The sequence below is a fragment of the Halomonas sp. 113 genome (genome assembly GCF_904067645.1).
Taxonomy (GTDB): domain Bacteria; phylum Pseudomonadota; class Gammaproteobacteria; order Pseudomonadales; family Halomonadaceae; genus Vreelandella; species Vreelandella titanicae.
This window is the reverse complement of the sequence record NZ_LR881453.1, coordinates 5214998-5241112: the sequence shown is the minus strand read 5'-3', so window position 1 is coordinate 5241112 and position 26115 is coordinate 5214998. Positions and strand designations below refer to the sequence as shown.

At 55.5% G+C, this 26115-nt stretch carries 25 protein-coding genes; 11 read left to right on the top strand and 14 right to left on the bottom strand.

All coding sequences use genetic code 11. The features are described 5' to 3' along the window. Positions 1 to 187: 187 nt before the first annotated feature. Entirely contained in the window at positions 188 to 604 is a 417-nt protein-coding gene (locus YERSI8AC_RS24355) for an acyl-CoA thioesterase (RefSeq protein ID WP_022521117.1), read from the top strand. A 79-nt stretch (positions 605 to 683) separates the two neighbouring features. Here the strand turns inward: YERSI8AC_RS24355 and YERSI8AC_RS24350 are convergent, their stop codons facing one another. From YERSI8AC_RS24350 to hexR, 3 genes are all read right to left on the bottom strand, one after another. Beyond that, positions 684 to 1778 carry a TRAP transporter substrate-binding protein gene (locus YERSI8AC_RS24350; RefSeq protein ID WP_022521118.1) on the bottom strand — a complete coding sequence of 365 codons (1095 nt, stop codon included), beginning with the start codon at positions 1776 to 1778 and terminating at the stop codon, positions 684 to 686. A gap of 131 nt (positions 1779 to 1909) precedes the next feature. Beyond that, entirely contained in the window at positions 1910 to 4108 is a 2199-nt protein-coding gene (gene uvrD, locus YERSI8AC_RS24345) for a DNA helicase II (RefSeq protein WP_041157421.1), read from the bottom strand. A 77-nt stretch (positions 4109 to 4185) separates the two neighbouring features. Further along, positions 4186 to 5040 (bottom strand): transcriptional regulator HexR, encoded by an 855-nt coding sequence (gene hexR, locus YERSI8AC_RS24340; RefSeq protein WP_022521119.1) that lies wholly within the window; start codon positions 5038 to 5040, stop codon positions 4186 to 4188. A 325-nt stretch (positions 5041 to 5365) separates the two neighbouring features. Between hexR and YERSI8AC_RS24335 the strand changes: the two genes are divergently transcribed. Continuing rightward, positions 5366 to 5581, top strand: a complete 216-nt coding sequence (locus YERSI8AC_RS24335) for a PA3496 family putative envelope integrity protein (RefSeq protein ID WP_022521120.1) — start codon at positions 5366 to 5368, stop codon at positions 5579 to 5581. Positions 5582 to 5670: 89 nt separating this feature from the next. Here YERSI8AC_RS24335 and YERSI8AC_RS24330 read toward each other — a convergent pair whose 3' ends face one another. Together YERSI8AC_RS24330 and YERSI8AC_RS24325 are read right to left on the bottom strand one after the other, a co-directional pair. Then, positions 5671 to 7014, bottom strand: a complete 1344-nt coding sequence (locus YERSI8AC_RS24330; RefSeq protein WP_022521121.1) for a sodium-dependent transporter — start codon at positions 7012 to 7014, stop codon at positions 5671 to 5673. 155 nt (positions 7015 to 7169) lie between these two features. Next, entirely contained in the window at positions 7170 to 8024 is an 855-nt protein-coding gene (locus YERSI8AC_RS24325) for a DUF72 domain-containing protein (protein ID WP_027958715.1), read from the bottom strand. Between the two features lie 210 nt (positions 8025 to 8234). Between YERSI8AC_RS24325 and hglS the strand changes: the two genes are divergently transcribed. Further along, complete coding sequence (gene hglS / locus YERSI8AC_RS24320; RefSeq protein WP_159177802.1) at positions 8235 to 9596, top strand: 2-oxoadipate dioxygenase/decarboxylase HglS; 1362 nt, start codon at positions 8235 to 8237, stop codon at positions 9594 to 9596. 58 nt (positions 9597 to 9654) lie between these two features. Then, a complete protein-coding gene (gene aroQ, locus YERSI8AC_RS24315) occupies positions 9655 to 10098 on the top strand; it encodes a type II 3-dehydroquinate dehydratase (RefSeq protein WP_159177801.1) in 444 nt (147 codons plus the stop codon). On the opposite strand, the gene YERSI8AC_RS24310 is transcribed toward aroQ, so the two are convergent. Continuing rightward, entirely contained in the window at positions 10091 to 10870 is a 780-nt protein-coding gene (locus tag YERSI8AC_RS24310; protein ID WP_009286285.1) for an IclR family transcriptional regulator domain-containing protein, read from the bottom strand. The two genes, aroQ and YERSI8AC_RS24310, sit on opposite strands and share 8 nt — an antisense overlap. A gap of 230 nt (positions 10871 to 11100) precedes the next feature. Between YERSI8AC_RS24310 and YERSI8AC_RS24305 the strand changes: the two genes are divergently transcribed. The 3 genes from YERSI8AC_RS24305 (at position 11101) to YERSI8AC_RS24295 (ending at position 14251) form a co-directional block, all read left to right on the top strand. Then, on the top strand, positions 11101 to 12087 hold the full coding sequence (locus YERSI8AC_RS24305) for a Bug family tripartite tricarboxylate transporter substrate binding protein (RefSeq protein WP_159177800.1): 987 nt from the start codon (positions 11101 to 11103) through the stop codon (positions 12085 to 12087). 76 nt (positions 12088 to 12163) lie between these two features. Beyond that, positions 12164 to 12670, top strand: a complete 507-nt coding sequence (locus tag YERSI8AC_RS24300) for a tripartite tricarboxylate transporter TctB family protein (protein WP_041157417.1) — start codon at positions 12164 to 12166, stop codon at positions 12668 to 12670. A 75-nt stretch (positions 12671 to 12745) separates the two neighbouring features. Further along, complete coding sequence (locus tag YERSI8AC_RS24295) at positions 12746 to 14251, top strand: tripartite tricarboxylate transporter permease (protein WP_041157416.1); 1506 nt, start codon at positions 12746 to 12748, stop codon at positions 14249 to 14251. Positions 14252 to 14261: 10 nt separating this feature from the next. Here YERSI8AC_RS24295 and YERSI8AC_RS24290 read toward each other — a convergent pair whose 3' ends face one another. The 8 genes from YERSI8AC_RS24290 to YERSI8AC_RS24255 form a co-directional block, all read right to left on the bottom strand. Then, a complete protein-coding gene (locus YERSI8AC_RS24290) occupies positions 14262 to 14990 on the bottom strand; it encodes an SDR family NAD(P)-dependent oxidoreductase (RefSeq protein WP_138799610.1) in 729 nt (242 codons plus the stop codon). Between the two features lie 29 nt (positions 14991 to 15019). Then, positions 15020 to 15970, bottom strand: coding sequence for an AEC family transporter (locus YERSI8AC_RS24285; RefSeq protein ID WP_159177799.1), 951 nt, complete (start codon positions 15968 to 15970; stop codon positions 15020 to 15022). Positions 15971 to 16171: 201 nt separating this feature from the next. Then, on the bottom strand, positions 16172 to 16312 hold the full coding sequence (locus YERSI8AC_RS24280) for a hypothetical protein (protein WP_159177798.1): 141 nt from the start codon (positions 16310 to 16312) through the stop codon (positions 16172 to 16174). Then, the gene (locus YERSI8AC_RS24275) at positions 16299 to 18161 is read right to left on the bottom strand and encodes a bifunctional sugar phosphate isomerase/epimerase/4-hydroxyphenylpyruvate dioxygenase family protein (RefSeq protein WP_201521584.1); all 1863 of its coding nucleotides are present in this window, start codon (positions 18159 to 18161) and stop codon (positions 16299 to 16301) included. The genes YERSI8AC_RS24280 and YERSI8AC_RS24275 overlap by 14 nt, the downstream gene beginning before the upstream one ends. Positions 18162 to 18356: 195 nt before the next feature. Beyond that, positions 18357 to 19061 carry a GntR family transcriptional regulator gene (locus YERSI8AC_RS24270; RefSeq protein WP_052475482.1) on the bottom strand — a complete coding sequence of 235 codons (705 nt, stop codon included), beginning with the start codon at positions 19059 to 19061 and terminating at the stop codon, positions 18357 to 18359. Between the two features lie 12 nt (positions 19062 to 19073). Beyond that, positions 19074 to 20573, bottom strand: a complete 1500-nt coding sequence (locus tag YERSI8AC_RS24265; RefSeq protein ID WP_041157412.1) for a tripartite tricarboxylate transporter permease — start codon at positions 20571 to 20573, stop codon at positions 19074 to 19076. Positions 20574 to 20585: 12 nt separating this feature from the next. Then, a complete protein-coding gene (locus YERSI8AC_RS24260) occupies positions 20586 to 21047 on the bottom strand; it encodes a tripartite tricarboxylate transporter TctB family protein (RefSeq protein ID WP_041157411.1) in 462 nt (153 codons plus the stop codon). A gap of 52 nt (positions 21048 to 21099) precedes the next feature. After that, the gene (locus YERSI8AC_RS24255; protein ID WP_041157410.1) at positions 21100 to 22086 is read right to left on the bottom strand and encodes a tripartite tricarboxylate transporter substrate binding protein; all 987 of its coding nucleotides are present in this window, start codon (positions 22084 to 22086) and stop codon (positions 21100 to 21102) included. A 423-nt stretch (positions 22087 to 22509) separates the two neighbouring features. On the opposite strand from YERSI8AC_RS24255, the gene YERSI8AC_RS24250 reads away from it, so the two are divergent. The 4 genes from YERSI8AC_RS24250 to YERSI8AC_RS24235 all read left to right on the top strand — a co-directional run bounded on the left by YERSI8AC_RS24250 (position 22510) and on the right by YERSI8AC_RS24235 (position 26085). Next, positions 22510 to 23010: a TRAP transporter small permease gene (locus YERSI8AC_RS24250; RefSeq protein WP_041157409.1), complete on the top strand. Its 501-nt coding sequence runs from the start codon at positions 22510 to 22512 to the stop codon at positions 23008 to 23010. Beyond that, complete coding sequence (locus YERSI8AC_RS24245) at positions 23007 to 24287, top strand: TRAP transporter large permease (protein WP_159177796.1); 1281 nt, start codon at positions 23007 to 23009, stop codon at positions 24285 to 24287. The genes YERSI8AC_RS24250 and YERSI8AC_RS24245 overlap by 4 nt, the downstream gene beginning before the upstream one ends. Positions 24288 to 24353: 66 nt before the next feature. Next, complete coding sequence (locus YERSI8AC_RS24240; protein ID WP_159177795.1) at positions 24354 to 25367, top strand: DctP family TRAP transporter solute-binding subunit; 1014 nt, start codon at positions 24354 to 24356, stop codon at positions 25365 to 25367. Positions 25368 to 25380: 13 nt separating this feature from the next. Beyond that, the gene (locus YERSI8AC_RS24235) at positions 25381 to 26085 is read left to right on the top strand and encodes an SDR family NAD(P)-dependent oxidoreductase (RefSeq protein WP_041157406.1); all 705 of its coding nucleotides are present in this window, start codon (positions 25381 to 25383) and stop codon (positions 26083 to 26085) included. Positions 26086 to 26115 lie beyond the last annotated feature (30 nt).

Sequence of the window (26115 nt, the reverse complement as noted above, 5' to 3'; positions counted from 1 at the left end):
CAATACGGTGCGACGGACGGCGGAAGTTAACCTCCGATTAATGCAAAGAGTCGTCAAACGAGTATTCAAACGAGCGTCCTCTTATGGTTAACTAAATTCATTCCTTTGTGTTGCGATGCAGCAACACGCATAAACAACGTGCCACTCTGCAACGTTTACAACAATAAACTGACTAAGCGACTAACTCATGACTCTTCTGGAAACCGATTTGGATGACGTACCGGCCCCTCAAGGGCAGCTTACTTTAAAACTACTGGCTTCCCGCCAAGATACCAATTTTTATGGTGATATACCCGGTGGATGGCTGGTCAATCAAATGGATCAAGCGGCTGAGCTGGCGGCCGGTCGTGAAGCGGGTGGTCGCACGGCGACCGTGGCGATTGAAGCCATGGACTTTTTAAGCCCGGTGCGCGTTGGCTCAATGGTCAGCGTTTACACCCAAGTGCAAGAAATTGGTCATAGCTCGATCAAGATTGATGTGGAGGTCTGGGTGCGTCCTCCCCATGGGCAACGCATAGAGGAGCGCCAAAAAGTTACCGAGGCGCGCTTTGTGATGGTTGCGTTGGACGATAATGGGCGCATCCGAGCAGTACATAGCGACTAGCTCACTTCAACTTGAAATAGCAAAAGGGCGCTTAGGGCGCCCTTTTGTCGTGCTTGTCATTTACTTGTCTAGCGGCTCATTAACCGTCGACGTTATCGCGGTTCTTGAGGTAGGCGTATTCACCCACATCGCTGAACGGGCGCAGCAGCTTCTGGAAAGCCGAATAAGACTCGTAAACACGGCGAGACTCTTCGTCGCTGTCGACCTGGCGCTGGATGGCTTCCAGTGAAGAGGTGTGAAGCGCTGCCATTACGTCGTCAGGGAAAGTACGTAGCTGAACGCCATGCTCATCGACCAGAGTTTCCAGTGCTTGCGCGTTGCGGAAGGCAAATTCGCTGATCATGGCCAGGTTAGACGCCCGCGCCGCTTCGCGGATCACGTCCTGCAGGTCTTCTGGCAGGGAGTTCCAGGCATCCAGGTTGATCGTCCCTTCCAGTACCGCAGAGGGCTCGTTCCACGCCGAGGTGTAGTAGTAGTCAGCCACCTGATGCAGGCCGAATGCCATATCGTTATACGGCCCCACCCAGTCAGCGGCATCCAGCGCGCCGGTTTGCAGCGAGGTGAAAATTTCTGAGCCTGGCATAGTAACCGTACTGACGCCGATGCCGTTCATCGCCTCACCCGCTAGGCCCGGCAGGCGAAGTTTCAGCCCCTGCATGTCGTCGAGTGAGTTGATCTCTTTCTTGAACCAGCCCGCCATCTGCGTGCCGGTATTGCCCACGGCAAACGGCTTCAGATTGTGATTGGCGTAGATCTCATCCCAAAGCTCCTGACCGCCGCCGTGGTACAACCAGGCGTTCATTTCGGTAGTCGTCATACCGAAGGGTACAGCGGTAAAGAACTGTGAGGCAGCGACTTTGCCACGCCAGTAGTAAGAGGCAGAGTGGCCCATTTCAGCGGTACCAGCTGCTACCGCATCGAATACTTCCAGGGCAGGTACCAGTTCACCCGCGCCGTGGACGCGGATCTGCATGCGGCCGTTGGAAAGCTGTTCTACCCGGCGGGCGAAATCATTCGCACCAGTACCCAGGGCAGGGAAGTTTTTTGGCCACGAGGTGACCATGTCCCAGGTGAAGGTTTCTTGAGCGCGAGCACTTGAGGTGGTTACGAAGGGGGCGGCAACGGCCCCGGCGACGCCAAGGCTGGCAGTTTTGAGGAAGTGACGGCGTTGCATGGTGAGCAAAACTCCGGAGATTATAGGATTTTTTTGTCAGCGCGCACAAAGGCGCAATGTCCGTTCGCCAGTATGCGCTAAGCGGGTTTTAATCGGCAAGCCATTGCACTCAACGCCACGCGCGTAGCGGCTTAAAGCGGCGTTAGCTTAGCAAAACCAAGCACTAGCCATTTGACCCCTTCGCCTTCAAAGCTGACCTGTACCCGGGCGCGGGCACCTTCGCCTTCCGCGTTAAGAATAATCCCTTCGCCGAATACCGGGTGCTCAACGCCTTGGCCGACATGTAAGGCGGGTATATCACCGCTGCTCTCGACACTTTGCTGAGCAAAGGAGGTGCGCGACGCGGTGACTGGGCGGGAAATATGCCCGCGCAGACGGACTTCTTCGAGTAGGTGCGGCGGTAGTTCGCGCAAAAAACGCGACGGGCGTGGAAACACTTCTTTGCCGTGCAGGCGGCGGGTTTCGGCGTGTGTGAGGTAGAGCTTCTGCATAGCGCGTGTGACGCCGACGTAACAGAGCCGGCGCTCCTCTTCGAGCCTACCCGGCTCTTCCAGGGACATCTTGTGTGGAAACAGCCCCTCCTCGACACCGGCAATAAATACTACCGGGAACTCCAGGCCTTTGGCGGAGTGCAGCGTCATCAGCTGTACGCTGTCCTCAAACTCTTCGGCTTCGTGGTCGCCTGCGTTAAGAGCGGCCTCTGAGAGAAATGCTTCCAGTGCCGCCATGCCTTCGCCCGCTTCAGGCGCTTCAAAGACATCGCCTTGGGTAAAGGCACGGGCAGCGGTAACCAACTCTTCCAGGTTCTCGACCCGCGCTTGGCCTTTCTCGCCGCGCTCACTTTTGTGATGCTCTATCAGACCCGTGTGTATCGTGACGTGATCGATAATTTCGTGCAGCGCCATGCCAGAGGCATCGTTATCGAGCTGCTCGATCAGGTTGGCGAAGGTTTGCACGGCATTGGCCGCGCGGCCTTTCAAGGTGCCGTCGTTAATCGCATCGTGGAGCGCTTGCCAGAGAGGGATACTTTGTTCCCGAGCGCGCAGGCGGACAATCTCGACCGTGCGCGTGCCGATGCCGCGAGTGGGTACGTTAATCACCCGCTCCAGCGAGGCATCGTCGTCGCGGTTGAGCATCAGGCGAAGGTAGGCCAGGGCATTCTTGATTTCCAGGCGCTCGTAGAAGCGGTGGCCGCCGTAAATACGGTAGGGCATGCCTTGGCGAATCAGCGTCTCTTCCAGCAGCCGCGACTGAGCGTTTGAGCGGTAGAGAATCGCGATATCACGGCGGTTAAAGCCTTCGTCGACCTTCTCCTTGATGGTATCGACGATATAGCGGGCTTCTTCCAGGTCGTTAAACCCAGCGTAAATTGAGATCGGCTCGCCTTCGATGCCGTTAGTCCACAGGTTTTTACCCATCCGCTCGCTGTTGTGGCTGATCAGCGTATTGGCGGCTTCCAGGATGGCGCTGGTGGAGCGATAGTTCTGTTCAAGCCGTACGGTGTGGGTTTGCGGAAACTCTTGCTCAAAGCGGCTGATATTCTCCACCTTGGCACCGCGCCAGCCGTAGATCGACTGGTCGTCATCACCCACCGCCGTCATCGGCGTCTTCATGCCGGTGAGCAGTTTTAGCCAAGCGTATTGCAGGGTATTGGTATCTTGGAACTCATCTACCAGTACATGACCAAAGCGCTCCTGGTAGTGGTTTAACAGCGCCGGGTTGTCGCGTAGTAGCTCCAGGCTTCGCAGCAGCAGTTCACCGAAATCGACCAGGCCGCCGCGCTCGCAGGTGAGCTGGTAGCGCTCGTAGAGCTCAACCATCTGGCCCATGTAGGCATCGCCATCCACATTGACCTGGTGCGGGCGCAGCCCCTCCTCTTTGCAGCCGGAGATAAAGTGCTGCACTTGGCGGGGTGGGAAGCGTTCATCGTCGATGGAGTAATCTTTCAGCAACCGTTTGACCAGGCGTAGCTGATCGTCAGAATCGATAATCTGGAAGTGTTGCGGCAGCTTGGCGTCCTGCCAATGGGTGCGCAGCAGGCGGTGGGCGATGGAGTGAAAGGTGCCTACCCACACATGGCGCATCGAGATGCTCAGCAGTGCCTCAAGGCGGGTGCGCATCTCTTTGGCGGCTTTATTGGTAAAGGTCACTGCCAGCAGAGCATAAGGGGACAGCCCTTCGGCCTGCATCAGCCAGGCGATGCGATGCACCAGCACGCGAGTTTTACCGGAACCTGCGCCTGCGAGCACCAACAGATTACCTTGGGGGGCGCTCACTGCTTCGCGCTGGGCGGAGTTGAGCTGATCGAGAATCGCCGTGACGTCGTCCATAGTAGCCGCTGCCGGATCAAAAAATAGGCGGCTAGTCTAGCACAGCCAGCGAACTGGCTGTGTATACAGGTTAACGATTAGGATTCTTCAGGAAAGCGCAGCGTATTTAGGCTCTTTTTAACCGCTTTGAGCTGTTCAGCGAGTTTCGGCCCGCGGGTTTTGGCCACACCCACGGCGAGTACATCGATCAGCACCAGATGGGCAATGCGCGAGCTAAGCGGGGTGTAAATCTCGGTGTCTTCATGAACATCGATATACAGCGGCAGGCTGACCTCTTCGGCGAGTGGCGAGCCGCTGGGGCACAGGCCAATGACTGTTGCACCCGCCTCGCGAGCCAGGCGTACGCTGGCGACTAGCGCTTTGGTACGGCCGGTTTGTGAAATTGCCACCACCACATCGCCATCGTTCAAGGTCACTGCCGACATATTCTGCATATGCGGGTCGGCGTAGGCAGAAGTGGAGATCTGCAGGCGAAAAAACTTGTGCTGGGCATCAAAGGCCACTGCACCGGAAGCCCCAAAGCCATAGAACTCGACCCGGTTGGCCATCGCCAGGGCGTTTACCGCACGGCCCAGGGCATCGTTATCCAGCCGGTCACGAACCGAGAGCAGTGTACCCACGGTCGAATCGAAGATGCTGTGGGAAAATTCAGCGACCGAGTCGCTGTCGTTCATGGAGAATTGCGCGAACTGACTGCCGCTGGCCAGCATTTGCGCCAGCTGTAGCTTGAAATCCTGAAAGCCATTGCACCCCAGCGCACGACAAAAGCGCACCACGGTAGGTTCGCTAACGGTGGCTTCGGTGGCCAGATCCACAATGCGCATGTGGATGACCTCTTCGGGGTTGCGCAGTACAAAACGCGCCACTTTTTGCTCGGAGCGTCGAAAGTGCTCCATGCGGCGTCTCATTTCATCGAACAGGGCGCGACTCACGTTCAGCTCCTTGGGTGCTCAACCAACAGGTAGTCAACAGTACGCCAATATACAGTCGTTTTAAACGACCGTTTCTTCCTATCTGCTCACTGTGATGCTTCGTATTGCTTCAATGCGATAAGGACAGTATGCCTCAATGAGCCCATAGGGCCACAAACTATTAGGCAGCGATCCAACAGCGTTTAAGGTCGTTAGTCAGTTTTTTTAAGATTGGTCATCATTTTGTCAAGTAGGTTATAGTAATAATTGAAGTGCCGCACTGCATCATCACAGTCGTCACGGATGCAGGTGGACGAAGGCATATTCATCTGGAGGAACGTCGATTATGAGAAACGTCGAACGAATCACCTCGGTTAAAAGCGAATTGCTCGACATCTTTATGAGTATGGAAGTCGATGAGCATGCCCAGCGCCAGCGCAGCGCTGCCCAACGCAGCTTAAGAGCGCGGCGGGGTATTGAGCTTCATCGTGAGTTTCAAAAGTTATCGCGGGATATCGCCCCCTTGCCCGATGAAGATCGGCAAGAGAGCGAATTGCACTAAGTTTTAGGATGCCAAGAGGTTAGGGGCGCAACTATTATCTGCGCAGAACCACGCTGCCCTGCCGGCTAGCAGGGCCTTGGCGGCTCAGCTTAGATTAGCCCTGTTACGAACACGGCAACAACGCCAGCGGGCGCTACATAGCGCGCGATAATGTTCCATACGCTCTTGCCGGTCGCTGAAAGACCCAGTTCGTCTTCCACGCTGCTGCGCTCCAGGCACCAAGCGGTGAATAGAATCGCACCCAGCCCCGTCAGCGGCAGCATTATTTTGCTGGTCAGCGTATCCAGCAGGTCAAACACGCCCAGTCCAAACAGCAGCGGTTCGCTCCACACGTTAAATGACAGCAGCGCTGCAATACCCAGTAACCAAGCACCCACACCGGCCACAACGGTAGCCATGACGCGGCCTAGCGGCGTGCGCTCTTCAATGAATTCCACCACGGGCTCAAGCAGTGAAATGGCCGATGTTAATGCCGCAAACGTCAGCAGCAGAAAGAACATCAAACCTAAAAGTAAACCACCATCAATATTGCCAAAGGCCAGTGGTAGGGTGACGAAAATCAGCCCTGGGCCCGAAGCGACATCCAGATTATTAGCAAACACGATCGGGAATATAGCTAAACCCGCGCCTAAAGCGATGACGGTATCCATGATGATGACCGTGCGGGCGGTTTGCAGCAGATCGATCTCTTTGTCCAAATAAGAGCCGTAAGCCATCATGATGCCCATACCCAGTGAGAGGGTGAAGAAGGCGTGGCCCAAGGCGGCTAGCACGGTTTCTGCTGTGAGCTTGCTCCAGTCCGGGTTGAACATATACGTCAACGCCTCGCCAAAGTGGCCGGTTGTCATGCCATAACCGATCAGCACGACCAGCAGTAGTGCGAGGACTGGCATCAGAATGCGTACAGCGCCTTCAAGGCCTTTGGTAACGCCGCGGGCGACAATCCCAATGACCAGCAGCATAAACACGGAGTGGCCCAGCAGCAGCAACCCAGGGTTACTCAACATGCCATTAAATAGCGCGCCAATGCCATCGGCATCTTGACCGCTAAAAGCACCGCTCACCGAGTTGACGGTGTAGTAGAGTGACCAGCCGCCAATCACGCTGTAAAACGACAAAATCAAGAAGGCCCCGACAATGCCGCTAATGCCCACGATGGCCCAGGCTTTGGGCTTTTTCGCCGTGCGCGCTAGCTCTGACATGGTGCTGGCGGGGTTCTTCTGGCCGCGCCGCCCCAATAGCCACTCAGAGACAAGAATGGGCAAGCCGATCAGCGCGATACAGAGCAAATACACAAATACGAAAGCAGCGCCGCCGCTTTCACCCACCATATACGGAAATTTCCAGATATTCCCTAGACCCACCGCTGAACCAGCGGCGGCCAGCACAAAGGTCATTCGCGATGACCACTGCGCATGCGCAAGCTTCGCCATACATCACCCATTAAGTCGATTGTTGTGTAAGTCACTGCGTGTTGAACACGCTAGTTTTCGGAAAATTGCGTCATTGCCAGCGTACTTTTCCGAAAGTAAGCGCAATTTATCTGATCGACCGCAAGCATGCCAGTTAGCTGACCTAAAAAGGTGGGTTAAAACAGTTGGCTTTGCTTTTCACCCGCGAAGGGGCCAAGAGCGGGTAATGGCGTCACTTCTCCTAGTGCGTTATAGAGTAAGCGGGCCATGTGGGGAGACTCGCGGTTGTCCGCAGTATGCACAAATAAGAAAGGGGTTTTCCCCTGACTTATCCACAGCTTTAGGCGGGCTTTCCAGGCGGTGAAGTAGTCACTATTAATCGTTTTGTCAATATGGCCAATAAAGCGAATGACAGGAAAATTTGCCGTGGAAAGCACGTGTAGCGGGAGTTTCGGCTTTTCTTGCTGGGCGTGGGCCAAGCCCAAATGGTCATTTGCCGGGGTTGAGAAGAGCGGGCGCACGTCGAGCATCACGCGGTTGGCCGAATAAGTTATCAACAGGCGGTTAAGGGCAATTTCGGCGGCCCCTTTGTGGAAAAACTCAGGATGCCGAACCTCGACCGCGCAAGGCAAATGGGTAGGCCAAGCGGCAAGTAGCGCTTCAAGCTGGGGAAGCTCTTGGGGGCCGAAATCTCGTGGTAGTTGCACCATGGTGGGGCCAAGGCGGTCGTGCAGAGGTTCTAGCGCCGCTAAAAATGCCCAGGCCTCCTCTAACCGCGTTAGCCGTTGATCGTGGGTTACGCTGGCCGGTAATTTAAAACAAAAGCGAAAGTGGGATGGTGCCTGGCGCGCCCAGGCAGCAATGGTGTCCGGCTTTGGGGTACCGCTATAAAAGGTAGTGTTGCCCTCAACGCTGGAAAACACCGCCGCGTAATCGCTTAGCAGCTCAGTTTTGGCGTGGCGTGGATAAAGGTTGCCCAGCCAGTCTTGATTGGCCCACATAGGCAAGCCTAGATAAAGAGGAAGCGTCATGGGTGCCAGCCTACATCGACAAGATCAAGCGCTAATGTAACAGGTTAAGAGCCTTGCCCGTTAAGCGTGAATGGCGGCTTTTATATAACCTTTGTATGGCTTATATGTATAGCAAGGCGCGGAAAAAGTGAAATTGTTAAGGCGCCGATAGCGCTACTATGTAGGTATAGCCCTTTATTGGCAGTAGCCGTTTACAAACAGGATAGCGCCATGTGTTCAGCTTACGTTAGCAGTGATGAAATCCGCGACCAGTTTTCCCAAGCGATGTCGGCAATGTATCAGCAGGAGGTGCCGCAATACGGCACCTTGCTGTCACTGGTTGAGGCAGTCAACCAGGAGGTGCTAGCCGCTAACCCAGGGCTAAATAACGCATTGCAAAATAGCGATGAGCTGGCGCGTATCAACGTTGAACGCCACGGCGCTATTCGAGTGGGGAGTCCAGGCGAGCTTGCTATGCTGCGGCGAATGTTTGCGGTCATGGGGATGGAGCCAGTGGGGTATTACGACTTATCGACCGCAGGCGTGCCGGTACATTCCACCGCGTTTCGGCCGGTCGCGGATAGTGCGCTCAAGCGTAACCCCTTTCGTGTCTTTACCTCGCTGTTGCGCCTTGAACTAATTGAACAGTTCGAGCTAAGAGAACAGGCGAGTGAAATTTTAAGTGCCCGCGATATCTTCACTGCCAAAGTGAAAACGCTTATCAAGCGTTTTGAGCAGCAGGGTGGCCTAAGCGCCGATGATGCCAAGCAGTTTGTTCAGGAAGCGTTGGAAACGTTCCGCTGGCACGACAACGCCACGGTCGACTTGGCCACCTATGAGCGTTTGCATGCCGAACACCGCTTAATTGCCGATGTGGTCTGCTTCCGCGGCCCGCACATTAACCACCTAACGCCGCGCACGTTAGACATTGATGAAGTGCAGCGGCGCATGCCCAGCGTTGGCATCGACCCTAAAGCGACTATTGAAGGCCCACCACGCCGGGATTGCCCAATCCTTCTACGTCAAACCAGCTTCAAAGCACTGGAGGAGACGATTGCTTTCGCGGACGCTGCTGAAGGTAAACACACCGCCCGCTTTGGTGAAATCGAACAGCGCGGTATCGCATTAACGCGCAAAGGACGCGAGCTATACGACCGCCTGCTAGCAGCTGCCAAAGAGAACTCGCCCACAGCAGCCAATAATGACGCCCATCAAGCGTATTTATCTGACGTGTTTAAAGAGTTTCCCGATACGTATGAAACGCTGCGTCGTGAAGGATTAGCGTTTTTCCACTACCAGGCGGTTCAAGGTGTATCTGTGCAAGGGCCGATCTCAGTTGAGCAGGTGGATAGCTTGATCGAGCAAGGCGCTCTGAGAGTTATCCCCATGATTTATGAAGACTTCTTACCCGTGAGTGCGGCCGGTATTTTTCAATCCAACCTGGGGGGAAGCAGTCATGACCATTACGCCAGTAGCGCAAGCCAGCAGGCGTTTGAGCAGGCCCTGGGGAGAGCCGTCATCGATGAAATCGAGCTGTATGCCCAGCGCCAGGAAGCATCGCTTGAACAGGCGCTGGCGCAGTTGGCGGTTTAAGTGATAAAACAGGTAGCTACGTCAATTTACCCACTAACGCTGAAGGTTGAAGAGAGTTATGAGTCAAGGAAAGGTATTGGTATTACATGGCCCCAACTTAAATTTGCTGGGTAGCCGTCAGCCAGAAATATATGGGTACGAGACGTTAGACGACGTGAATAACATCTTGCGGGAGAAAGCAGTGATGGCCGACTGGGTCATCACATGCCTGCAGAGCAACCATGAAGGCGAACTGATTGACGCCATTCACGCCGCACGCCTGGATGGCACCCAAGCGATTATTATCAATCCCGCTGCCTACACGCATACCTCAGTGGCCATTCTTGATGCGCTCAATGCTTTTGATGGCAAAGTAATTGAGGTGCATTTATCCAATGTTCACAAGCGCGAAGCCTTTCGCCATCACTCCTACGTCTCGCTGCGCGCCGATGGCGTCATTGCTGGCCTCGGGGTTCAAGGCTATCGAGCTGCGCTAGAGGCAGTGATGGTAGAGGCTAATTAATATGCGCCCTTACTTGAGCCACTTTATTTTGTAAAACAGGTAAGTACACATTAATCAACGTATCAAGATCGACCCGGGCAGCGTTAGTGCTGATATTGATTGCGCCCATTAAATGCTGCTTGGCGTCATAGACAGGAACGGCAATGGAGCGCAAGCCGGAGTCAAGCTCTTGATCAGAAATTGCATAGCCCTGCTGCCGCGCTTTTATTATCTGGTTTCGTAGCTCACTCACATCTGTCACCGTTTTATCGGTGTAAGACTCTAGAGCAACCGACGAAAGAAAGTGATCAAGGTCGGTATCGCTGAGTTGAGCGAGCAACATGCGCCCCATGGAGGTATGAGCTGCTGGCAGTCGAGTGCCCACTGAAAGCGTAATCGCCATCAAGCGATGCTTTGCTGCCGAGCGCGCTACGTAGATAACATCATTGCCATCGAGCACACCAAGCGAGGAGGACTCACCGGTTTCAGCGGTAATGTCTTCGAGATGTTGCTGAATAACATCTCGGTAATTATTAGCCGATAAAAAGGCATAGCCGAGCTGAAGCACGCGGGGTGCCAATTCAAAGTAACGTTGCTGTTTTCGCACGTACCCCAGTGCATGCAGAGTGAGCAAGAAGCGCCTAGCCTTTGCTCTATTCATTCCCGTGCGCGCGGCGACTTCGCTTAGTGTCATACGCGGGTGCTCATGATCGAATGCCTGGATAACTTCCAGGCCACTAGCAAGCGCCGTTACAAAGTCGCGATTGTCTTCACTCAGCATTTCTTCCTGCATTTTTACTATCCATTGTCCTAAAATCTGAGATAAAAGATTAGCGTAAAAAAGTTCGCAGTGCGAACGTGCCTCACTCTTCCAGCCAACTATCTCGCCTCTTACTACTAAAGTTGTGTTTTTTAAAGGGTTAGCAACAACGTAATCTCAAGCTAGATATTACGAATACGTGTACGTCTTACGAACAATAGTTAAGTATAAGCAATCGCTTAGCAACGCACAGGAAGATAACAATGAATAAACTCCTTAGCGCAACATGTCTGGCTGCCTTCGGTAGCGCTCTGGCGCTGGGCCTTGTGGTTTCCTCCGCCAGTGCCAATGAGTGGCCCACCGACGATATTCGTCTTGTCGTCCCTTACGCCCCAGGTGGCACTACGGATGTGTTGTCCCGCCGCGTCGCGGATCTTCTTCAGCAAGAGCTTGATGCTAACGTGGTTGTGGAGAACCGCCCGGGGGCGGGCTCTACGGTGGGCACCGGTCGTCTCGCCCGCGGTGGACGTGATGCCAACCATACGATTCTGATGGCATCACCTGGTCACACCATTGGCGCTGCCATTTACCCTGACCTTACCTACGATCCAGTCGAAGATTTTGTCTTCCTGCAAAACATGATCGATATTCCCAATGTCATGGTGGTGCCCGCCGATAGCCCTTATGAAAGTGTTATTGAGTTCGTTGAAGCGGCCAAAGAAGAAAACATGACTTTTAGCCACAGCGGCGTGGGTAGCTCCATCCATATGTCCGGTGAGTTATTTAAAACGTTGACTGAGTCCAATATGACGGCAGTGCCTTTTGCCGGCAGCGGTGCGTCGCTTCCTGCGCTATTGAGTGGTGATGTCGATGTCTCATTCGAGAACATGCCGACCGTTCTTTCGCACATTCGCTCGGGTGACTTGCGCGCTCTGGCGGTAACCTCCGCTGAGCGGTCAGAGTACTTGCCGGATGTACCCACCCTGTCGGAAGTGGGCGAATATAACCTCGACCAGTTCGTCACGACGGCATGGTTTGGCCTGGTGGCACACAGCTCTTTCCCTGAAGAGGCGCAAAGCGTTATGCAGGATGCCCTGGCTAATGTGATGGAACGTGAAGAGTTTTTGGACTTTGCTGATCAGTTGGGCGCCGAACCGGGTCAGGTGTCTGGCGAAGAGTTCAAGCGGTTCATCGCCGATGAAGTTGAACGTTGGGAAGGTGTTGCACAACAGGCCGGTATTAGCCAGTAACTGAGTAGTCTTCCGTCATAGCACTGAGGCGAGGGCCGCTGCCCTCGCCTCTCTTGTTTCCCAGGAGAAGGCCGCGATGACACCCTCGGGTTCCAAGCGCAGAGTAAAAATAAAAGACACCAGCGACCTCATCACCGGCATCGTTTTGCTGGGATTTGCCATTGTGTTGGTCTTTTACCTGGTACCCAACTATATAAACGAACCGCCGATCCTACAAAACCCAATGATGTCGCCACGGTGGCTGCCGGCGATTATCGGCTGGTTGATTCTGCTGTTTTCGATTCTACTCATTCTTCAGGCCTTCATTTTGGAGGGAAAAACCGAGGAGGATGAGAGAGCGATTGAGAAAGGCTCTACGCGGCGTTTCGTGCTAATGGTGCTATCGCTGGTGATATATATTGCCTTGTTTGAGGTGATGGGCGCCGTGTTCTGCGGCATTTTGGCAACATTAGTTCTTTTCGTAGCGCACCCGGTTCGCACCTGGTGGGTATATAGTCTGGCATTTCTGTTTCCTGTTGTTGTGGCGCTCTTATTTGTAGAAGTAATGAACGTGCCGCTACCTATAATGCCGCTCGGATTCTGATTCGTGACAACTCTCCTGACACCGGGGTTGGCACAGACCGAGATTGACACACACCGAGAGAGTGCTAGGTGACCTATGGAAAATTTTTCGGAAGTCGTTGGGATATTCTTTAGCCTGGACAACTTTCTGGCCATAGCCGTAGGCGTGGTTATCGGCGTGGTTGTTGGTTCTATCCCCGGTTTAACCGCCACCATGGCGGTGGCATTGGCACTCCCCTTTACCTTCTCCATGCAGCCGGTTGCCGCTATCCTGCTGCTGGTAGGTATCTATAAAGGGGGGATGTACGGCGGCTCCATTACCGCCATTCTAATCAGAACCCCTGGCTCCCCCGCCTCGGCCTGTACGTTGTTAGACGGCTACCCGATGGCCCAGCAGGGGCATGCAAAAAAAGCACTAAAGGCTGCGCTTTATTCGTCGGTGATTGCCGATTTTATCTCCAACATAGCGTTGATCTTTTTTGCCGCCTACTTGGCCAAAATTGCACTGAACTTCGGGGCACCCGAATTTTTCTGGCTGATCTGTTTTTCTCTCACCATTATTATCTCGCTAGCCAGCGGTTCTATGATCAAGGGCCTGATGGCAGCGCTGCTAGGCATTTTGTTGTCCATGATAGGGCTGGATGAGGTCTTCGGTTCCCAGCGGCTTACCTTCGACAACTACAACTTGATGGACAGCATCTCCTTTATCCCCTTGTTGATTGGCCTTTTTGCGATTCCAGAGATTATCGAGTTTTATCGTAAGAAAGCGATCCCTCATATTAAGGCGAAGGCAAGTGGTGCTGGTTTGGCCTTCTCTGAGCTCAAACGTTGTATGAAAAGCATTGTGCGCGGCAGCTTAATTGGCGTCATTATTGGCGCTATCCCCGGCACTGGGGCGACGGCGGCAGCGTTCATCTCCTACAGCGATGCACGTCGGCGCTCTCCCAATAAAGCAAATTTCGGCAAGGGTGAGGTAGAAGGGGTGGCAGCGGCTGAGGCCGGTAACAATGGCGTGGCCGGGGCAACACTAATTCCGCTGTTATCGCTAGGTATTCCAGGGGATGTCATCACCGCCATTATCCTGGGGGCTTTTATGGTGCATGGGTTAACGCCTGGCCCGCTTATGTTCCAGGAAAATCTGTCGCTGATCTATGCACTGTTCCTGGGTATTATGTGCAGCTCGGTCATCCTGCTAGTGGTGGGTAACGTTGCCATCAAGTACTTCTCGTTAATTGCTGATATCCCCAAGTCAATTCTCTTTCCCATCGTCTTGATGTTCTGCGTCTACGGCGCTTATGCGGTCAATAACACCACTTTCGACGTGTGGCTAATGCTGGCTTTTGGGGTGTTGGGATATATCTTCAATCGTGCCGCCATACCGGCGGCGCCTTTTCTGATTGGCTTCATTCTGGGGCCGATGTTCGAAGACAACCTGCGTCGTTCTCTGCTCATCGGCTCCAACGACCTGTCGATCTTCGTGCGTGGGCCTATCACCTGGGCTTTCATCGTGCTGACGGTGGGTTCTATTGGCCTAGCCGTTTATCGCTTTGCTGCATCCCGACGTGGCGCGCGAAATAGCACTGACGAGTCACGCCAAACCTGAGTTGCCCGGTCTAACCGACCGTGACTCCACCGCAGACAAACAACGTCTGGCCGGTAATGAAACTGCTGCGCTCGTCGCAAAAGAAACTGACAGCCTGAGCCACGTCTTCAGGTTGTCCCATTCGGCCTAGCGGAATGTTATCGATGATACGTCGGGCGCGCTCAGAGTCGGGCGGGTTGTTCTGCCAGAAGGCACTGGTGGCGATAGGGCCGGGTGCCACGCAGTTGACCGTAATACCGTGCTCAGCAAGCTCCAGCGCCCAGGTGCGGGCCATGGATTGCAGTGCTCCCTTTGTCGCGCTGTAAATAGTGCGCGCCTCTTTACCGAGCACCACACGACTGGCATTCATGACGATACGGCCCATGCCCTGTGCCTTTATAGTGGGCAGTAGCGCTTGAGTGCAGACCAGCGCCGAGCGCACGTTCAGATGCATGAGCTTATCGAAGTCCTCAATCCGTGCCTCTTCAAGCAGCGCTGGTGCCACAATACCCACATTATTGATTAGCCGGGACACCGCATATCGTTCGGCGATTTCCTCCATCACCCGGTGAGTAGCGTTGGCGTCGGCAAGGTCAACTCGGTAGGCGTCTTCTTGTAAAGAGTCGACCTCCGGCGCAACGATATCCGCCACGATAACGCGATAGCCATCCTGCTGGAGACGCAAAGCAATGGCTTGGCCGATGTTTCTCGCTCCGCCGGTTACCACGGCGCAGTCCTGCAGATCAGAGTGTTGGTACATGTTTGTTTTTCTCCGAACACTTTTGCTATTTAAAACGCCATGAGCCCTGACAGTGTCATTAGCCAGATAATCAAGCTAAGGGTAAAGAAAGAGGCTACCGTCGCCACAAGCATTGAGGCAGCACTAACGCCACCTAAACCATAGCGTTGGCCAAACAGTGGGTAAATGCTGATCATTGGCGAGGCCGCAAACAGCAATGCACCGGCCATATAAAGGGGATCAATGTCTGGAACAAAATAGAAGGCGATGAAAATGACCAGCGGGTGAATAAGCAGTTTGCCGACAACGATCTGACCAACATCATTCGCCATACCTTTAACCTGAAGGCCAAATAGTGCGCCGCCGATCACAAACAGCGCCGCTGGGCCCGCCGCTTCGGCGAGCATATCGATGGCTTTAAACAGCGGCGCGGGAATCTTGACGCCGGAAACGGCCAGACAGATGCCGGTTAGTAAGCCTACCAATATGGGGTTTTTGATGAGGTTAAGGGCTGTCTGCTTAACCGTTTTCCATACGCTGGAGCCTTGGTGGTTATCCATTTCGGCCAGAATCAGTGCTGCGGGAATAACCAGCAGGTTTTCAATGAGCATATTGAGCGCTAACAGAACTGCCGCAGGCGAGCCAATCACCATGGCTGCTAAGGGATAGCCAACAAAACCACTATTAGCCGCTGCCATACCGAGTGCCTGCATGGCACTGGCGTTAAGTGGTTGGCGCTGTAGTTTTAAGCAGAGCAGTAACCCCGCACCGAAAACAGCAATAGAGCCCAGGCCGTAAGCAATCAGATAGTGGAGCTTGAAAATATCTTCCAGAGGCTGCTGGGTTAATGCACGAATCACGAGCGCGGGCAGCGCGCAGTAGAGCACAAATACGCCCACTCCTTGCATCTGATCGCGCTGGATAATACCGCTCCATCTCGCTATATACCCTAAGCCAATCAGTAGGAATATGGGTGTGGTAATCCCAAGTATAGCGAGCATGGCGGCCCCTTAGCGCATGAAGGCAAATGGTTAAGTTCGAATAACGAATAATTGTACGCTATTTCTCTTGCGCTTCATGGCATGGAGTGAACAGAAGGCGTGACAAGTTGCTCGATATAATGCGTACGCAGCGGTATCACATGCGGATCGATCTGTTCAGAGGTGATGCAATCGGTGTTTTCAGCCCGCAGACGGTCAGGGTCAAACCGCAGCATCTTGAGCGCTGCCGTTAATTTCCGCTTCCAAGCGCTGCTGCGCGGTGACGCGCACAAAAGCATTCGGCGCACCCAGGATGCAATCGGTGTTTTCAGCCCGCAGACGGTCAGGGTCAAACCGCAGCATCTTGAGCGCTGCCGTTAATTTCCGCTTCCAAGCGCTGCTGCGCGGTGACGCGCACAAAAGCATTCGGCGCACCCAGCCCTTGGTACCCTTCACGCTGCACCAGCTCAAAGAAGAACGCCTGGCGGCCGGGTTGGGTATACAGCTGATGGAAGTCGCCGCCACTGTCTTGATCAAAGAGAATATGGTGATCCTGCATCCACGCATGGGTTTGTGCCGAAAGGTCAAAGCGCGCGGCCAGGTCGCGGTAATAGTTGCCCGGAATTGGCAGTACCGGTATGCCCGCCTGCTGAAGCGCTGCACTGGTGTCGCGCATGGAGTTGGTGCGCAGGGCGACGTGATGAATTCCCGAGCCGCCGTACTGGCGCACAAAACGGTTGCTGGCGGTATCCGGCGAGGCACTGGCGTTAAGCGCCAGGCGAAAGCGGCCATTGTAGTTCTGCAGCACTTGGCTCTGGATCAGCCCGCGGGGATCGGTGACATCGAAGGAGGGCGTTGGCGCCAGCTGGAAAATAGCGCGGTACTGCAGCATCAGCGAGAGGTAGTCGTGGTAGGAGAGCGCCACGCTGATATGGTCGATATCCACCAGCGCCCCCTGAGGAACCGGCTGCACATCGACAGGGAACTCGCGATCCCAGGTGCGGCTAAGCTGCGAGTCGTCAATAATGTAGGAGAGGCTGCCATCCACATTACGCAGCGCGCTCATACGGTGGCTGGCGCCAACTTCTTCAGGCTCGACAATATCGTAGCCAAGTTTGTCTGCACGCTTAAACGCCTCATAGGCATTTGCCACGCGCAGGCCAATTGCCGTTACTGCGGTGGCATCACGTCCTGGCGTGCGGCCGGTAAAGCTCGATTCGGCATTGAGCACCAGATTGACGTCACCTGCCGCCCAGCGCTCGGCGTTAAGCGTGTGGTGGCGCCCCACGCAGGCCATACCCAACGCACTGAGCAGCTCGCGCAGCGATGCTAAATCCGCAGGCTCAACGGCGATTTCCAGAAAGGCGACCGACTCGATCGGCTGCGGTGCGGGAATGCCACTGTCGCTCTGCATGCTGCGCAGCAGGTTGTAGGAGCGCAGCCCATCCCGGGCCGTCTGGTCGCTGTGGCCCATGCGGAAAACATCGTTAAAGATCTCGTGGGAGAGCGGGCCGTCGTAGCGGGTCTCATCCAACATGGCCATGAACTTATCCATCTGCAGCTCGCCCTGGCCAGGGAAGCAGCGGTAGTGGCGGCTCCACGATAGGTGATCCATGGAGAGACGCGGCGCATCGGCGGTCTGTACCAGAAAGATGCGATCCCCCGGAATGCGGCCAATGGTGCCCAGCTCGGTCTGGCGGGAGAAGATATGGAAGGTGTCCAGTACCAGGCCGACATTGGGGTGGGCGGCACGGCGCACCACTTCCCAGCTGTCGCGGTAGTCGTGAATATGGCGGCCCCAGGCCAGCGCCTCATAGGCCACGCGCAGGTTACGCCGCGCGGCACGTTCTCCGAGCTCATAGTAGTCATCGGCGGCGCGGCTTAACCCCGGGAGTGAATCAGGGTGGACGGTACTGCATGCCATCAGCAGATCCGTGCCGAGCTCCTCCATCAGGTCAAACTTATGCTCGGCTCGGTCGAGCGCCCGCTCCCGAGCGCGCCCCTGCAGGCCTTCAAAGTCCCGAAACGGCTGTAGGGTGACCAGCTTAAGGCCGCGGGCGCGAATCAACTCACCCGCTTCCCGCGGCGTGCCGGTGAACGCCGTGAGGTCATTTTCAAACAGCTCAAGCCCCTCAAAGCCGGCTTGAGCAATGGCGTCTACCTTCTCTTCCAGGGAGCCGCTTAGGCAAACCGTGGCAATGGATGAGTACATGGACGTGTGCTCCTTGGTATCGAACAATCAGTAACCCGTCAGCAGTCAGCAAGGCGACCGACCGGTGCTGGCAGGAATAAAAAATCACTTGTACCTACCCCATCCCTTTGCTGTCTGTTTGGATGAACGGTAAAGCGAACCGGTATGGTTCACGAGAAAACGAGTTGAACTCTCGAAGTGGCGATTAGTCTGCTGTCATCGAATAAACAGGTTCTGGCGAGTCAGGCTCGTCGGGCGATCGCTCAAGGCTTTCAGGTAGATCTCCTGGGTTCGCATGATGTGCGCGTGTAGAACGCTTTCGAAGCTTGCGATATCGCTTTTCTTAAGGTGCTCGATCATGGCGTGATGCTCGTCGAAGCTTATATTTCTTAACTCGGTTTGCGGTGACGTGATCGACGTTCGCAGGGCCGAAATACGATTGCTGATCAAGTTGAAGGCATCGAGCAAATACCGGTTGTTGCAGTGTTCGAAGAACATCTGGTGGTAGGCGCTATCGAGGCTGGAATACGCCAGAGCATCGTCTTTATCCATAGATGACTGCATCTTCTGAGTGATCAACTGCAGAGATCTTACGAGTCTTATTGGGCTATTCGAAAAACTGCGCTTCGCTGCCTGTAGCTCTACCATAAAGCGAAAGTCGCAAAGATCCACAACGTCCGCGCTCGTTGGCTCGAATACGAAACTGCCGCGTTTGGGCTTAACGGTGACAAGCCCTAACGTTTGAAGTCGAGCGAGCGCGTCTCTTATGGGGGTTCGGCTGACACCGAGTTTCGATGAAAGCGCCTTTTCTGGGATTTTTTCTCCCAAGGCGAAATCCCCGTTGATGATGGCCGTTCGAAGTCGTTCGGCAACGATGTCCGTCAGGGATTGAACAGGCCCTATGCGAGATTTGTTTTTCATTAATTCGCCCTATCAACCGGTTACTGTCTTTTGTTTTCGAAGCAGTCGTAGCAAGACCGGCACAAACCATATGGAAAGCGTTAGGATGCCAAGCGTTGCGGCGATGGGGCGTGAGAAGAAATCGAGCAGGTTGCCGTCGCTCTTGATGAGCGAGGTAATCAGGTTGCTTTCGAGCATGGGACCCATCACCAGACCCAGTATGACCGGGGCGACAGGCAGGCCATTCTCTTCCATGAAATAAGCGATCAATCCCAGCACCAGCATGATCACGATACCGGTGTAGGTATTGTCGATCGCATAGGAGCCAGCAATGGCAAAAATCAGGATGAAAGGCACTAGAATGCTCTTCTTTACCTGAAGAAGATGCCGGGAGGCAAATATGGCGATCAGGCCAAGTGGAATGATCAGCAGGTTGGCCACCAAAAAGGTAATGAAGACTGCGGTCACTTCGACCCCTTTCGTGATAAATACCAGCGGCCCTGGGTTGAGCCCCTTGGCGTAGAGCACCCCTATGACGATCGCAGTGATCGAATCCCCGGGAATACCGAACACCATGGCCGGTACATACGCACCGGATAGCGCAGAGTTGTTGGCAGAGCAGGCGTCTACCAACCCTTCGTCGTGACCCGAGCCGTACTTTTCGGGTTGACGAGACATCTTCTTGGAGACGGCGTAGGCAATCCAGCTGCCGATATCGGAACCCGCGCCGGGCAGAATGCCCACGATATTGCCGATCAACGAGCCCCGCAGGATGTTGACCTTGTACCGGTATAGGGTCTTACCCAGGCCCGAAAACAGCGAGCGCAGGGAAACGTGTGAAGGCGCCTTCTCGGTCGACTCCTTGTGAACGATGGTGCGAATGATCTCAGGGATGGCGAACATGCCGATCAGGGCCGGTACGAAGGCCACACCTGAAATGACAGCGTCGATACCGAACACGAAGCGCGGATAACCTGCCGTCGAATCGAGACCGACTGTGGCGATCAAAAGCCCCACTCCCAGCGAGAGCAGACTCTTCAAAACGGAGCCGGTACCCAGCATGACAGCCGCTGTCAGCCCGAGAAGCGCCAGCCAGAAATACTCGGTGGAAGTGAAGTTCAGAGAGACCAGCGCAAGCTTGGGCGCGGCGAAAATGAGCACCAGCGATCCGAAGACGCCGCCAAAAGCGGCACAGAAAACCGAAATACCCAGCGCCTGCCCTACCTTCCCTTTCACGGCGAGACTATTCATGTCGCTGACGTAGGCGGCCGAGGCGGCTGTTCCGGGAATGCGCAGCAGGGCGGTGGGTATATCGGAGGCGAATATCGCCATTGCCGCCGTCGTGACGATCGCGGCAATGGCCGGCACCGGATCCATAAAGAAGGTGATGGGTACCAGTATGGCCGTTGCCATGGTGGCGGAAAGCCCTGGAATGGCGCCCACGAAGAGTCCGAAAAGCGCACTGATCAGGATAACGCTGAGCGTGGTGTAGTTGAAGACTAAGGGCAGCGCTCCCACGATGTTGTCGGTCATGTCGTTATACCCTTAGATGAATGGTCCGGCGGGGAGAGGCACATTGAGCTGTTGAGACAGCAGGTAATAAACCACAACGACGAAAAGAGCGGCGCAGCCAAGAATCAGCGGTTGGCGGTAGCCTTCAAGCCACAAAAGTGCCAGCGCCAGAATGATCCCACCGGGTACGAAGCCGATCTCTTCAATCCAAATTGCGAACACAAGACTTCCCAGCATCAGCAGCAAAAAGCCCAGAACGCGTTTCTTTTTCAGCCAGCCCTGGTTGGCGACCAGCAAGGGAGCCGCTTCTCCCGCGAGTATGTACTTGGCGATCAATATCGCGCCGCCGACCAGAAAACCGCAGCCGATAATCGTTGGAAAGGTGGAGGGGCCGACCATCTGCCCGGGCATGGCGGGAAAGGTGCGTGCCTGGAAAACCGCCAACGCGCCAATGAGTATGAAGGCAATACCAATCACAATATCGTTGAATTTCATATGAGAAGGCCTGAAGAAAAAGGATACCTTGCAGGCAAGGTATCCTTTTTTGCTATTCAACAATGCCCAGAGATTTCAGCGTTTCGCCGATTCTCTGATCCGAACTCTGCATGAAATCCATGAACTCATCGCCTTCCAGCCAAAGCGTTTCGTAGCCGCGATTGTTCATGAATTCCAGGTAGCTCGGGTCGTTCACTATGTCGCTCATATGCTCCTGTAGCGTGCCGATGATCTCCTCATCCACGCCGGCAGGCCCGACCAGTCCACGCCAGGAACCAAACGACCACTCATTGCCCGTCGCTTCTTCGAAGGTCGGCAGGTCAGGGGAGCTCGAGGAGCGCTCGGTATTCAGGATGACGAGTGGCTTGATGAGCCCCGCATCCATCAGTGCCCGCGCTTCCGGCATCGACGCGGCCGCGAAATCCACGCCGCCAGCGGCGAGATCCTGAAGGCCTGGGGCCGCGCCTTCGGAAGGAACCCAAGCCACTTTGTCCGCCGGGATATCTGATGCCAGCAGCATGCCAGCTTCTGCAATGTGATTGACGCCGCCCTGGGCCGAGCCGCTGGCCTTGAGCTCGCGATGTCCGGACGAGCGAACCGCCTTCAGCAGATCGTCGATGCTTTCATAGCCGCTTCTGGACGAAACGAAAATGGCAACTGGATCGGCATTGTAAAGCCCGATGGGCGAGTAATCCTGGTAGGTGATATCCGTGAGGCCCTGGTAATGCATGCCGCCTATTTCAAGCGTGGCGATTCCGATCGTATAGCCGTCGGGCGTGGCATTGGCGATGGCCGAATGGCCGATAACGCCCGAGCCGCCGGTGCGGTTAACCACGGGAACGGGAACGCCAAGGCTCTCTTCGAGCAGGGCGGAAATCATACGAGCGGTTGCATCGGTGCCACCGCCGGCGCCCCAGGGAACGACCAGCGTGACGGGTTTATCAGGCCAGCTACTGGCGTGCAGAGACGATGATGCAAGCAACAGCAATGAGGCAATACCAAGGGCTTTATAGCCTTGGCTCTTCGTTGAATGAGTCATGAGGGTCTCGTATTGTTATCAAAAAGCTTGTTGTATGTAACATATAACACTTCAATTTAAATGCGAGGTACCGTCAAGAAGTAATACTCAAAAACGCATTATCAAAAAGTATAATAAACTTATAAAAGCATGATAATAAAAGACATTTTGTGCACTCATTTTTTCCTGCTTGAACATACGTGTGCATATTTAAAGCACACAGTTCTTACACACAATAATCAAAGTTTAATGAGCAATTATTCGGTAAAGGGACATTAAAACGCCGAAATCGCGTTTTTTATTATTACTTTAGTCTTAGTTAAGCGGTTTAAACTCAGATTTAACTTGACGGTTTCTGGATCATTCGTTGTATGTTGTATGTAACACATTACATGAGGCGAAGCGGTGCACACCCTCAAGCGCCGACTCCGCTACGGAGGAACGATGTCCAGGACAATCAACCTGATTTTTAGAGTGGTTGACGTCGCACTCGTGGTACTGCTGTTCGGCATGACGGTCATGGTGTTTGTAAACGTCGTCTTGCGCTACGGTTTCGGCTCGGGTATCGACGTATCCGACGAGCTTTCGCGATTCTTTTTCGTGTGGCTGATCTTTCTTGGCGCCATCGCAGCTATGCACCGCAACATGCATATCGGCTTCGATCTAGTGCTTTTGCTGGCCCCGGCGCCGCTCAGGCGTGCCATGCTCGTCGTTGCCAACGGGCTGGTCGTTGCCGTTTGTGGGCTGCTCATCACCGGCGCACTTCAGCAGTTCGATATCAACGCGACGAATATCGCGCCGGTGACGCGCCTGCCGATGATTTGGGTCTTCGGCGCGGTCATCCCCATGGCGGGGGCGATCGGTTTGATCGCCGCGCTGCGTATGCTGGGCTATCTGACCGGGCGGCTGACCTCACTACCGCGTGGCGGTGAGGTGACACCATGATTCTGGGTATCTTTGTCGGTACGTTGATCGCCACTCTGGCGCTCGGCGTCCCCGTGGCCTTTGCGCTGCTGATCTGTGCGGCCATGATGGGCTGGGCGCTCGATCTGCTCGATCCACAGATCATTTCGCAACAGCTAGTGCTTGGCGCCAACAACTTTTCCCTGTTGGCCATCCCGTTTTTCCTACTGGCCGGCGAGCTGATGAACGCCGGCGGAATGTCCAAGCGAATCATCGCTTTCGCGATCGCTTTCGTGGGCCATCTACGGGGTGGGTTAGGCATCGTGGCGATCTTTGCCGCCATCATTCTTGCGTCGCTGTCGGGCTCTGCCGCCGCCGATACCGCGGCCCTGATCGCCATCATGCTGCCCATGATGCGCGCCTCGGGCCATAACGAGGCGCGCTCTGTCGGGCTCTTGTCGTCAGGGGGTGTCATCGCGCCGATCATCCCACCTTCCATCGCCTACATCATCTTTGCGGTGGCGACTAATCTCTCGATCACCAAGCTGTTTCTGGCGGGCATCGTTCCGGGTGTTCTGATGGGGCTCGCGGCGATGGCGGCGTGGCTGATCGTTGCACGTCGCGACAACGTTGAACCGCTGCCGCGTCAGGGGTGGATGACGCGTTTGCGCGAAACGCGGCGGGCGATCTGGTCGCTGGGTATGCCGGTCATCATTCTGGGCGGCATCAGATTCGGTATCGTCACGCCCACCGAGGCGGCCGTCGTCGCCGCGGTCTACGCCATATTCGTCGGCATGGTGATTCACCGTGAACTGAAGATCAGTCATCTGTTCGAGGTCTTTCGCAACGCAGCGCTCACCACGGCAGTCGTCATGCTGCTGGCCGCGGCGGCGCTGGCCACTGCCTGGTTCATCACCATCGCCGATTTGTCGGGAATAGTGCTGGAGCTGGTCGGCCCGCTGGTGGAGTCGCCGCGTCTGCTGCTAATCGTGATCATGCTGATCGTGCTGCTGGTCGGCACCATGCTGGATATGGGGCCGACCATTCTCATCCTCGCGCCCGTGCTGCTGCCCGTGGTCGTCGAGGCGGGCATCGACCCGGTCTACTTCGGGGTGATCTTCGTCGTCAATACCGCGATCGGTCTTGTGACCCCGCCTGTCGGCATTGTGTTGAGCGTCGCCTCAGGGGTGTCCGGTGTCGCGCTGCATCGGGTGGCGCGAGGGGCGGCGCCTTTTTTGATCGCCCAGGTACTGGTGCTGGTACTGCTGGTCGCGTTCCCGCAAATCGTTCTCTGGCCACTGGAGTGGTTGACTCGATAACGTCGAAGCGATCAAGCAGTGGTACGTCACTTGCGTCTTCAAACAATCAATAAGGAATGACTCATCATGAAAAAAATGACCTTCCTCGCCGCGACCGCCCTGACCGGAATGACAACGCTGGCACCGGCCATGGCCCAGGAGTTCGGCAATCACACCTTTCGAGTGTCGAACGGTGCCGCTCAAGACCACCCGGTGGCCACGGGGGTCGATGCCATGTCTAGCTGTCTTCAGGAGGGTTCGGGTGGCGCGATGAAGCTGCGCGCCTTCTACTCCGGCCAACTGGGTGACGACGCCCAGGCAACGCAGTCGGTGCGCTCGGGCTCCATCGATATGGTCGTTGCTGGGGCCGACGCGCTGGCGGGCATCGAGCCTGCGATGGGCGTTTTCAGCCTACCGTTCCTGTTTTCCAATTTCGATGAGGTCGATCAGGTGATGACCGGCCCCTACGCAAACGATCTGGCCGAAAAGATGGCCGGACATCAATTGGTAATGCTGTCGATCTGGGAAAACGGTTTTCGCCATGCCACCAACTCGGTGCGCCCCATCCAAAGCGTGGCAGATTTCGAGGGACTGAGCATTCGCGTGATTCAGAACCCGATCTATCTCGCCACCTTCCGCACGCTCGGTGCAAACCCAGTGCCGATGTCGTTCGGCGAAGTGTTCACGGCACTCGAAACCGGCGCTGTCGATGGCATGGAAAACCCGCTGCCGCTGATTCAGTCCCAGCGTTTCTACGAGGTTCAGGACTACGCCACGCTGACGCAGCACGCCTATTCCCCGTTGCCGGTCTTGATGTCCGAGAGCAAGTGGAACGGTCTTAACGAAGATGAGCAGAATCTAGTGCGCGAGTGTGCCGTCGCGGCGCGCGACCCCCAGGTCACGCGTGCCCGCGAAGCCGTTGACGAGGCGCGCGCTGCACTGGAATCCGAAGGCATGGAGTTTACCGAACTCAGCGGAGAGGCAATGGCCGAGCTTCGTGAGACGGTGGCGCCGGTTTACGAGAGCAGCCGTGACGCGCTCAGCGGTGACAACATCGACCGAATGATGGAACAGCTCGACAGCATCCGTTCAGGCAACTAATGAAGAGAGAATCATGTCTCGACCCACTGTACTGATTACCGGCGCGGCGGCGGGCATCGGCCGGGCCATCGCGATTCGGCTGGTGCAACGAGGCGCGCGTGTCCTGCTCTGGGACGTCTCGGCGCCGGCACTGGAACAGACACGCGACGAACTCGGCGATTTAGCCCGGGTAGAGGTCGTCGATATCGCCGATGAAAACGCCATCACGTCGGCGGATCTGACCACGTGGCGTCCGACACATCTGGTCAACAACGCCGGCATTCTGGGCCAAAAGCGCAGCTGGCTCGACCTGGAGGCCGCTGAAATCGAGCGCTTGTTACGCATCAACGTGACAGGCCCAATGCTGGCCACCAAGGCCTTTCTGAACGCGCGCGCCCTGGATACGCCTGGGGCGATCGTCAATATGGCGTCTATCGCGGGTGAAAACGGAGGCGCGCCGGGCTTTGCCGCTTATGGTGCCTCGAAGGGCGCATTGTTGGCGCTCACCCGCGCGATGGCTCGCGATCTGGCCCCGGAGCTTCGGGTCAACGCCTTGGCGCCCGGCATCATTCAAACCGCCATGCAGACCGGCGCGCCAGGCGGGGCGGCGAACGCCGAGGCTATCCCGCTCGGTCGGGCGGGCAGCGCCGAGGAAGTGGCCGGCGCCGCTGAATGGCTGCTGCTCGATGCGCCTTATACCTCTGGCGAAGTGCTACGCGTCGCCGGTGGGCGGCGCTGACACACACGTACTACTCCCATCACTCAAAGG

Coding starts and splice junctions, on each gene's coding strand:
- YERSI8AC_RS24280 (WP_159177798.1), bottom strand. CDS start 16,312: ATGCTGCGGTTTGACCCTGACCGTCTGCGGGCTGAAAACACCGATTGC.
- YERSI8AC_RS24350 (WP_022521118.1), bottom strand. CDS start 1,778: ATGCAACGCCGTCACTTCCTCAAAACTGCCAGCCTTGGCGTCGCCGGG.
- YERSI8AC_RS24290 (WP_138799610.1), bottom strand. CDS start 14,990: ATGTACCAACACTCTGATCTGCAGGACTGCGCCGTGGTAACCGGCGGA.
- YERSI8AC_RS24255 (WP_041157410.1), bottom strand. CDS start 22,086: ATGACTCATTCAACGAAGAGCCAAGGCTATAAAGCCCTTGGTATTGCC.
- YERSI8AC_RS24235 (WP_041157406.1), top strand. CDS start 25,381: ATGTCTCGACCCACTGTACTGATTACCGGCGCGGCGGCGGGCATCGGC.
- YERSI8AC_RS24260 (WP_041157411.1), bottom strand. CDS start 21,047: ATGAAATTCAACGATATTGTGATTGGTATTGCCTTCATACTCATTGGC.
- YERSI8AC_RS24270 (WP_052475482.1), bottom strand. CDS start 19,061: ATGAAAAACAAATCTCGCATAGGGCCTGTTCAATCCCTGACGGACATC.
- YERSI8AC_RS24305 (WP_159177800.1), top strand. CDS start 11,101: ATGAATAAACTCCTTAGCGCAACATGTCTGGCTGCCTTCGGTAGCGCT.
- YERSI8AC_RS24240 (WP_159177795.1), top strand. CDS start 24,354: ATGAAAAAAATGACCTTCCTCGCCGCGACCGCCCTGACCGGAATGACA.
- YERSI8AC_RS24295 (WP_041157416.1), top strand. CDS start 12,746: ATGGAAAATTTTTCGGAAGTCGTTGGGATATTCTTTAGCCTGGACAAC.
- YERSI8AC_RS24265 (WP_041157412.1), bottom strand. CDS start 20,573: ATGACCGACAACATCGTGGGAGCGCTGCCCTTAGTCTTCAACTACACC.
- aroQ (WP_159177801.1), top strand. CDS start 9,655: ATGAGTCAAGGAAAGGTATTGGTATTACATGGCCCCAACTTAAATTTG.
- YERSI8AC_RS24335 (WP_022521120.1), top strand. CDS start 5,366: ATGAGAAACGTCGAACGAATCACCTCGGTTAAAAGCGAATTGCTCGAC.
- YERSI8AC_RS24275 (WP_201521584.1), bottom strand. CDS start 18,161: ATGTACTCATCCATTGCCACGGTTTGCCTAAGCGGCTCCCTGGAAGAG.
- YERSI8AC_RS24325 (WP_027958715.1), bottom strand. CDS start 8,024: ATGACGCTTCCTCTTTATCTAGGCTTGCCTATGTGGGCCAATCAAGAC.
- YERSI8AC_RS24310 (WP_009286285.1), bottom strand. CDS start 10,870: ATGCAGGAAGAAATGCTGAGTGAAGACAATCGCGACTTTGTAACGGCG.
- YERSI8AC_RS24355 (WP_022521117.1), top strand. CDS start 188: ATGACTCTTCTGGAAACCGATTTGGATGACGTACCGGCCCCTCAAGGG.
- YERSI8AC_RS24330 (WP_022521121.1), bottom strand. CDS start 7,014: ATGGCGAAGCTTGCGCATGCGCAGTGGTCATCGCGAATGACCTTTGTG.
- YERSI8AC_RS24250 (WP_041157409.1), top strand. CDS start 22,510: ATGTCCAGGACAATCAACCTGATTTTTAGAGTGGTTGACGTCGCACTC.
- YERSI8AC_RS24285 (WP_159177799.1), bottom strand. CDS start 15,970: ATGCTCGCTATACTTGGGATTACCACACCCATATTCCTACTGATTGGC.
- uvrD (WP_041157421.1), bottom strand. CDS start 4,108: ATGGACGACGTCACGGCGATTCTCGATCAGCTCAACTCCGCCCAGCGC.
- YERSI8AC_RS24245 (WP_159177796.1), top strand. CDS start 23,007: ATGATTCTGGGTATCTTTGTCGGTACGTTGATCGCCACTCTGGCGCTC.
- YERSI8AC_RS24300 (WP_041157417.1), top strand. CDS start 12,164: ATGACACCCTCGGGTTCCAAGCGCAGAGTAAAAATAAAAGACACCAGC.
- hglS (WP_159177802.1), top strand. CDS start 8,235: ATGTGTTCAGCTTACGTTAGCAGTGATGAAATCCGCGACCAGTTTTCC.